This is a genomic window from Vibrio sp. FF266 (genome assembly GCF_041439695.1).
Classification (GTDB): domain Bacteria; phylum Pseudomonadota; class Gammaproteobacteria; order Enterobacterales; family Vibrionaceae; genus Vibrio; species Vibrio tasmaniensis_A.
The window spans coordinates 1-7,238 of sequence record NZ_JBGOOO010000073.1 but is presented as its reverse complement, the minus strand read 5'-3'; the positions used below and the strand labels follow the sequence as shown (position 1 = coordinate 7,238).

At 44.4% G+C, this 7,238-nt stretch carries 5 protein-coding genes and 2 pseudogenes; 2 read left to right on the top strand and 5 right to left on the bottom strand.

The features are described 5' to 3' along the window. Window positions 1–40: 40 nt before the first annotated feature. Window positions 41–2,000: pseudogene (gene traD / locus ACED59_RS23740) on the bottom strand (type IV conjugative transfer system coupling protein TraD). A 148-nt stretch (window positions 2,001–2,148) separates the two neighbouring features. Here traD and ACED59_RS23735 point away from each other — a divergent pair. Further along, window positions 2,149–2,766 (top strand): DUF2913 family protein, encoded by a 618-nt coding sequence (locus tag ACED59_RS23735; RefSeq protein WP_017100254.1) that lies wholly within the window; start codon window positions 2,149–2,151, stop codon window positions 2,764–2,766. A gap of 157 nt (window positions 2,767–2,923) precedes the next feature. Further along, complete coding sequence (locus tag ACED59_RS23730) at window positions 2,924–3,331, top strand: H-NS family nucleoid-associated regulatory protein (protein ID WP_371705168.1); 408 nt, start codon at window positions 2,924–2,926, stop codon at window positions 3,329–3,331. A gap of 419 nt (window positions 3,332–3,750) precedes the next feature. Here the strand turns inward: ACED59_RS23730 and ACED59_RS23725 are convergent, their stop codons facing one another. The 4 genes and pseudogenes from ACED59_RS23725 to ACED59_RS23710 form a co-directional block, all read right to left on the bottom strand. Then, window positions 3,751–4,320 (bottom strand): TfoX/Sxy family DNA transformation protein, encoded by a 570-nt coding sequence (locus tag ACED59_RS23725; RefSeq protein WP_102579742.1) that lies wholly within the window; start codon window positions 4,318–4,320, stop codon window positions 3,751–3,753. Between the two features lie 604 nt (window positions 4,321–4,924). Further along, window positions 4,925–5,110 (bottom strand): hypothetical protein, encoded by a 186-nt coding sequence (locus tag ACED59_RS23720; protein ID WP_198927411.1) that lies wholly within the window; start codon window positions 5,108–5,110, stop codon window positions 4,925–4,927. Between the two features lie 184 nt (window positions 5,111–5,294). Beyond that, window positions 5,295–5,837, bottom strand: coding sequence for a hypothetical protein (locus ACED59_RS23715; protein WP_017100250.1), 543 nt, complete (start codon window positions 5,835–5,837; stop codon window positions 5,295–5,297). Window positions 5,838–5,973: 136 nt separating this feature from the next. Continuing rightward, a pseudogene (locus ACED59_RS23710) lies at window positions 5,974–6,974 on the bottom strand (IS3 family transposase); the annotation flags it as partial. Between the last annotated feature and the right edge of the window lie 264 nt (window positions 6,975–7,238).

Sequence of the window (7,238 nt, the reverse complement as noted above, 5' to 3'; positions counted from 1 at the left end):
ACCTATTTCTGTCTTGTGTGGCTATCGACTATTTGATGCGCTATTCAACCATATCGCCCGCTTCCATCTCTATTTCCGGTGAGGTGGCTTGCTCTTCAATGGTTCGCTGCGCTTGCTCCTGGTACTCGAGATTGTCTTGATCCTTTGACTCGACCATCGCTTGCACGGTGTCACTTTGCATCGCTTCTTTCATTTGGCTTGCCTCGTTGAGCATTTATTCTTTTGAATCGAACTTGGCATGTTGTAGCTTGAGAAGTGGTTGCTGCGCTTCTTTGGATAGGTGAAGACTCGGTGCGACCTTTCGTAGTAAGTGGTTTGAACATGGGCTGTGACAATGTCACGCTACGTTTGTTGAAAGAAGGGCAGATGTCTTTCATGACATCGAACTCCAAATCCAGCTTAGTGATGAGATCAACACCTGGCGTACGTACGTAACACAGCAAATCATCCAAAGCTTGGATCTCACTCGGCGAGACCGCCGGGCCTTGTGACCGTTTGATGGCCCAATGACACACCGTCACGCAGCGTGTTCGCGCCGTACGACACGTTTTCTTTAGAAATATCGACTTCTTGCTCCCCCAAGTCTTTGGAAGAGATTTGCGCCATTTGTGCTGATGGCGCACGAAAGAAAAAGCGCGTGTTCAACAAATCAAACATCTCATCGGCGGCGTTCTTGCCATAGGTTTTCAGCAACTGCGCGTACGATTGGATACCAATTAAGTAACACCCGCCAAATTTTCGCACTTCGGCTGTGATGGAGCCGAGTTCAGGTAATTTATGCAGACTGGGCATTTCATCCATCAAGACCCAAATGCGGCGGTCTTCATCGGCTTCTAGCCCTAAAATGGCGTTGGACACGATAGCCAACCACATGGAGATGAGCGGTCGCAGTGACGCATGCTGCTGCGCGTTACTCTATAAGAACAAAAAGCCGGTCTGCTTATCGTCTTGTACCCAGTCTGTAATAGAAAACTTCTTCTGCAGCGCTTCGTCTCGATGCTCATCATCAAGGCCGTCTAAAAACGCATGCTTTTCATGTAGGTGGCCAATACCGATTTGATGGAAATCGCGGTTTTCTTGATGTCCTTCGATGCCAGGGCGGCGGCCTCGGTGCCTTCCAGAAAATTACCTAACGCTTCAAGCTCACTGGTCAAAATTAAACTCAATAGGCGTGCGGTCGTCGCGGGTTTATTGTCCTGGCTCATGCGAAAGGCGGTGGATGAAAAAATGGTGCGCGCTGAGTCAACCCAAAATGGATCGCCATCGCCGTGTTGTGGGATGAGGGCCGCGGCCATGTTCTCAAAGTCGGGGGCGTCTTTTGCGTCGCACCACACGTCCCAATTCGCGCATCGAGCATCAAACGGGTTCAATATGACGTCGGTCTCAGGGCGGTAGAATTTACAGGTGAACACACAACCTTTGTCGTAAATAATGGCCTTGTCGCCACGCTCTCGTATCCATCGCACCAGTTTGCGGATCATCACTGATTACCCGCCGCGCCCGTGGTGCCATCGCCATAACCGCGTTTACGGTTCACTTTAGCGCGCTTGATTTGCATCTTGGTTAATACTTGTAGCTCAACCAGACGAAAACCACGCACATGAAAGTCTTCACTCTGTTTCTCGCCTTGCTCTTTGAAAAAACGCTGCAGCAGATAAAAGATGAAGAATCCGACCAACATCGAAATGAGGTAGTAGACTTGGAAGTTTCGCCACTCCTCGGCGTGAATATCGAGAAGCACGACATTGTCAAGCTGAGACGCGAGCGTGGATTGGTAGCGCTCACCGTCCCACACTGGGTTCACCAAGTTGTCTAATAGCGTATAAAATATTCCGCCAGTAATAGAACTCCCCCAAAAGGCGTGACGCGAGGGTGGCCAATAACATCCCAAAACCAATGAACTTGATGATGGTGTTGTTGACTTGGAAGAACATTCGAATGGAATGGAAGATGACTTGGCCACCTCGGGTAAAATGATTGCTTTTCTTACGGGGACGCATCGTCGCTCCTTATTTAAGAGTTGGCGTTGAAGGTAAAGTGGTGAAATGAACGTATTCACTGCTATTCAAAGGAAAGGCGCGCTTACGCCATGATTTTCATTGGGGATTTGATACACTGTGCGACTGATTGGATAAACAGAGCGCTTTGATGAGTCAAAATTTAAAACACTACCTAGCTCTGGATGAGCTGGTTACCCATTCACTGCTGACGCTCTATTGCACTATGAGTCAGCAAGGTGGGTTTTGGACGGTAAAGAAACGCAATGCCTTCTTGGTGAAATACCTCAAACCGAAAGTAAAGCAGGCTCAATTCTCTGTGTGCAAAAACGACCTAAAAACCATGCTCACTATTGGTCGCCAAACCAGAGGCAATCTTGAGCAAAAGTTGTGGACGGTCAATCAACTGAACCTTGAGTATCAGGCTCGATTGTCACAGGCGGATGAACTCTATCTCATGCTGACAGACCTCAATGATCAGCACCAATTTCCTTCCGAGCTCGACCATCCCGACAAAGCGAGAGAGGAGGAGATCTTGTACATGACCCAGTCAGAAATTGAAGAAGGGTTTGATAAAGACAATAACCAAATCAAACCCTTGGTGATGACTGTCAAAACGACGCGCCTCAAAGCGCTGATTGAGGCCGTGCAAGCCCAAGGTGTCTATCGCGTAGAAATCGAGCATGTGGATGAGCATGAAGTGATTCACTTACTCTTGCATCGCATTTCCTCCCCAAAAGTGAGCGATAAGCACGTTGTTGGACAATGACCTCTTTATTTCTCCCCCTCTGTGCCATCTAAGCTTTTATATGAGACCCAGTTAACAAAGCATCACTACTTTCAAATGAATTTTGACACACACTTCGACAAGCATTATATATGCTGCCGCTTAGTCATATAAAAACTCAACAATAAATAGGCTTAACATGAACCCAATGATTAAAACGTTACTGAACATTCGCACTTTGCGAGCATTCTCTCGAGAATTAACTTTTGAGCAGCTTGAAGAAGCACTGGATAAATTAACAACCGTGTATCTGGAGCGCCAGGAAAGCGAAGAAGCTGAACGTGAAGCGCGCGCAGAAAAAGAGGCCAAAGTGGCTGAAATGGCAAAACAAATGTCAGAGAGTGGAATAGGGGTAGAGGACTTACTGGCAGAGCTCACTGGACAGCCAAAAACAAAAAAAATTCGTCAACCAAGACCCGCGAAATACCAATACACTGATGAGAGCGGCACTGAAAAAACATGGACAGGACAAGGTCGCACACCTGCGGCCATTCAAACGAAATTAGATGCGGGTCAATCCATTGATGATTTTTTGATTAAGCGCTAGTTTCTTTTACTCAAACAATGGCTTACTTATCATAGCCAGGCCTGCTGGGCTTATTTATCACGAGAGATAAGCCCACAATGACCCAACATTTCGACGAGAATGATACCTTACTGAAGTCAGAGACGGTATTTATGAAAGGGCTTGGAGACGCCAAAAAGCGCCCCTGCAGACGGCTATAACGGTCATACTTGACCCTTTGCTCAGCAAAAAGTCAGGGCAATGGACAGAGCCCCCATGACTTGGCGCTGGCAAACACATATCAATATTACAAAGCATTAAACGAAAGGTGGTTTAATGCTCTATTGCCCCTTTATATGGTAACAAGCCACGAAAGACTTACATCACCTTCAATTACAGTAATTATAAATAAAGAGGGCTTCAGAGCCTCGGCTCGTTGTTTGTCGTTTTTATAGATATAGTCACACAGTTTCAATCAAATGGATTAACTCATTGCGCCTTTGGTCAGAAACGACCGACCAGTGTACACCTTGTATCGCTCCCTCTAGAATCCAAAGCAGTTCAAGTTTAACGGGAACATTATGCGAAGCTCGAATGGCGAGGAAAGCGTTGGCTGCGCCAACACGATATAAACACTCAACAGAATCAATACCAGCCTTCCTGAGCATCCGTTCTGTGCTTGCTTGAAAGTTCGGTAATACTCTCAATTTAACGGGGAAAGATAAACGTTTTGATAACCCTCTATTCTGGGAATCGTTCAGTGCACATTTAGCTAATTGAAGCACCTGGTTACGATCCTTCAATACATCATTAGGTAGGATGTAATAAGAGGTGACAACCCGACCCGTCCGTTTTGTATAAGAAAAGGGCTGAAATCCACGCTTTTCAAACACTTTTTTTTGGCTTTCATTCGCTCTTATGCATAATCGCTCTTTCGCAACGAAAGCAAAAACTGTCTTATCTGAAAATAAACCAAATCCGCCGAACATAGAGTGCGATGTTATGCTTCCTAATGGTGATAATAGATCCATGTAATGTTTCAAAAAATTGTTAGGCATACTGATGAATACTGTAATGTTTAACCTCATTTTTAGAGGAGGTATGATTTAACTATTTTATGGGCTAATGCAAAGTAAAAGCATGATCGAGTTCTCATATTAACCGCCCATTTGGAACGCCGTATAACATGACCATAATACGGATAAAATACCGTTAACAAGCTTCTAGCATTTCAACTAATACGGTGCTTCGCGTCTCACCTCAATAACAGGAAAAGGGCTCAGAAGTAGAGGGTAAGTGAGAGACAAATATAAAATAACGTCAAAACCCGTCCGGTTCTTACTATCAATAAAGTAGCCCACTGAGACGGTCCACTAAAATTTCCTGAGACGAAATTAAAAAATAGGGGTTGGTCGCGCTCAGTGAGCTAGGGTTATCGATTAAAAACGAAAATACTTCTGACGTACTGCGTTTGTCTGGCTCACTCTACCTACTACATGCAGGCATATAGCAGGTGGAGCGAACCTTGATTTATTCCATAACACGAAAGTGGGGTGGGTAAATTCGTCCAACGTTTGGAAAGTGAATCCATTGAATGTTCTGCTTGTTCAGGGCTCTCACAAGGGTTGAGCGTTTTTATAACTCAGGAACAAATTTCTTAAGATCACGATGGAGATTAGCTGGGCAATCTCCAATTGCGCTCCAATAGTCAACAATACCTTTGATTTTGCCGATATCTGCATGACCGTTGTCATGCATAATTTTCATTAACTCTAAAGTCGGAATAGACTTCACTTCAAACGTTTCGGCTAACTCAGCCATGTCTTGATCATCTGTCACCACAGGAATATCTAACTCTAGCGCATACGCAATGTAGAGGGCATCAACCTTTTAGCGTCTTCTATAAGTAAGCACGAAATGTCGCCAGTCGTTGCCGTCGAGCATATCGAGAACAATGAGTGGTTCAGGTTGTTTTAACATGTCAGGGCCGCATCGTATTTTTTCATCATAGGTTATTGTATTCGATGATGGAGGGATAAATTGAGTGGCGAGTATGATGACCGTGATCATGACCATGTGTCGTGTTTGTTTGAGTAATCACGATGGTTTCAATTGTTGTGTTTTGTTGTGTCGTTGCCAGCGTCACTGTGCCAAAACCAAGATTTGGTAAACTATTATCCCATAAAAGAGAGCCTGAAAAGGGGCATAGCGCAAATACGCATCCGTTAGAGCCGCAAATCAACATACCTTTTTCTAGCAAGAGCGTAGTGGTTCCTAATGCCTGGTACTCTTTTCCTTGTGGCCGATTTCTCCACACTTCTTGTCCTGTTAATTGGTGAATGGCGATAATGTGACCATTGGTTGCGCAAAATAATAACTCTTTAAGGTATAGCGTTTTCGCGGTTTCTTTCTCTTCTGCCTCGATGGGGGAGTGTATGAAACAAGTAAATCCTTGCTGCGTCAGTTGACTTGCCTCCTCTTTTAATGTGCCATCTTCATTACTCAATAAAAGATATTCATTTTCTTTGTGTAGGAAAAGATAACGCATTAATCGCATTTCCATACAGGCAGTTGATGTGCTTTAGGGATAGGTTGGTTGTAAGGGTATTTCATTTGCAGTCCGTATTGGGCTTTTGGGTTCATAATTATTTTCCATTGTTGAGGTGTCTCGTCCTAAAATACGTTGACGGTGTTATGTCATGCTTTTTAAGCTTCTCTTGATAAAAACTAGAACAATACTGAAGCCCTCTCTCTTAGTGATGGATTGTCGCATGACGATAACATCGAGTTTTTACCGTCATATCTAAGGCCTTCACAACATCGCTCGCTTTCATTTCATTGCTGACTTCATAACCCATGATTTTAAGACTGAAGGCATCGGTAACCAATGACAAGTAATGAAAGCCCTCGATCGACTGAACATAAGTGATGTCGCTCACCAGAACCTCTCTGGTTTTGACGGAACGACTTCTTTTAGCAAGTTCGGATGTTTTTTCATCCAGTGCCTGCTGTTCGTTGTTTTGGTGTAACTCCGTTTCGGCTTAACGAGTAAGCGCTCTTCCCTGAGGTAATCAAACAAAGCATCACGCCCAAGTTTTACTCCCTTAGCTATCAGCCTAGGTTTCAATAAGAAATAGAGCTTACGAGTTCCTAGCCGAGGCATGAAGCGTCTTAGTTCAAGGACCATTCCTTTAACAGGAGCAAGCTCAGCCTGACGAGTTGCCTCACGCTTTTCTCTCTGTGACGGGATATATCGAGCAATGAGCAAGCTTTACTTAAGCTTAATTTCCTCTCCTTTTGAAGGCTTCTTGCTCCTTCGCTATATACTTTTTCTTAGCGACATCCCATGCTCAGCATCAATAATATCAACAACTCTGTTGAGAAGAAGGCACCTAAGACGTTCGTCTTCGAGCTCTTGTTCAAGTCGTTTTATTTTTTGGGCGGGTGTTTCATTCACTCTCGGTGATTTTGACATCGTGTTCTTCCTTGGATTGGTAGTCCAATCCATTTTGCCATGCTTTCTTAACCAAGTAAGAACGGTCGAACGACCTTGTATGCCGTAAATTGATTGGGCTTGTTTATAGGTCATATCGCCTTTTTCGATGGCGTCTACAATCTGTAATTTAAAGCCTAGTGTGTAATCACGCTGAGTGCGCTTAACGTAGTGTTTATTTGGAATGGTCATATGTGTAACACATTTCAGGACGGGACAGTGATTAACATCCTTGTTTAAATGCCCTCGACACCTAGTTTTTGATAAGTTGACCATTTAAGAGGGTATTTAAGTTCCTTAAAGCGCAATGGCTATTTATTCTACCATTTCTCCAGAGTCCATCTCGATATCTTGAGATATCGCCGACTCTTCAAGCTCTTGATGCGCGCGCTCTTGATGGTCATTGTCTGATTTGAGCTTTTCCGACTCCTTGCTGGCTAACGCTTTGACTGTCTC

Excerpts from the sequence above, each read along its gene's own strand:
- ACED59_RS23725 (WP_102579742.1), bottom strand. The coding sequence starts at position 4,320 with ATGGATCTATTATCACCATTAGGAAGCATAACATCGCACTCTATGTTC.
- ACED59_RS23735 (WP_017100254.1), top strand. The coding sequence starts at position 2,149 with ATGAGTCAAAATTTAAAACACTACCTAGCTCTGGATGAGCTGGTTACC.
- ACED59_RS23720 (WP_198927411.1), bottom strand. The coding sequence starts at position 5,110 with ATGGCTGAGTTAGCCGAAACGTTTGAAGTGAAGTCTATTCCGACTTTA.
- ACED59_RS23730 (WP_371705168.1), top strand. The coding sequence starts at position 2,924 with ATGAACCCAATGATTAAAACGTTACTGAACATTCGCACTTTGCGAGCA.
- ACED59_RS23715 (WP_017100250.1), bottom strand. The coding sequence starts at position 5,837 with ATGCGTTATCTTTTCCTACACAAAGAAAATGAATATCTTTTATTGAGT.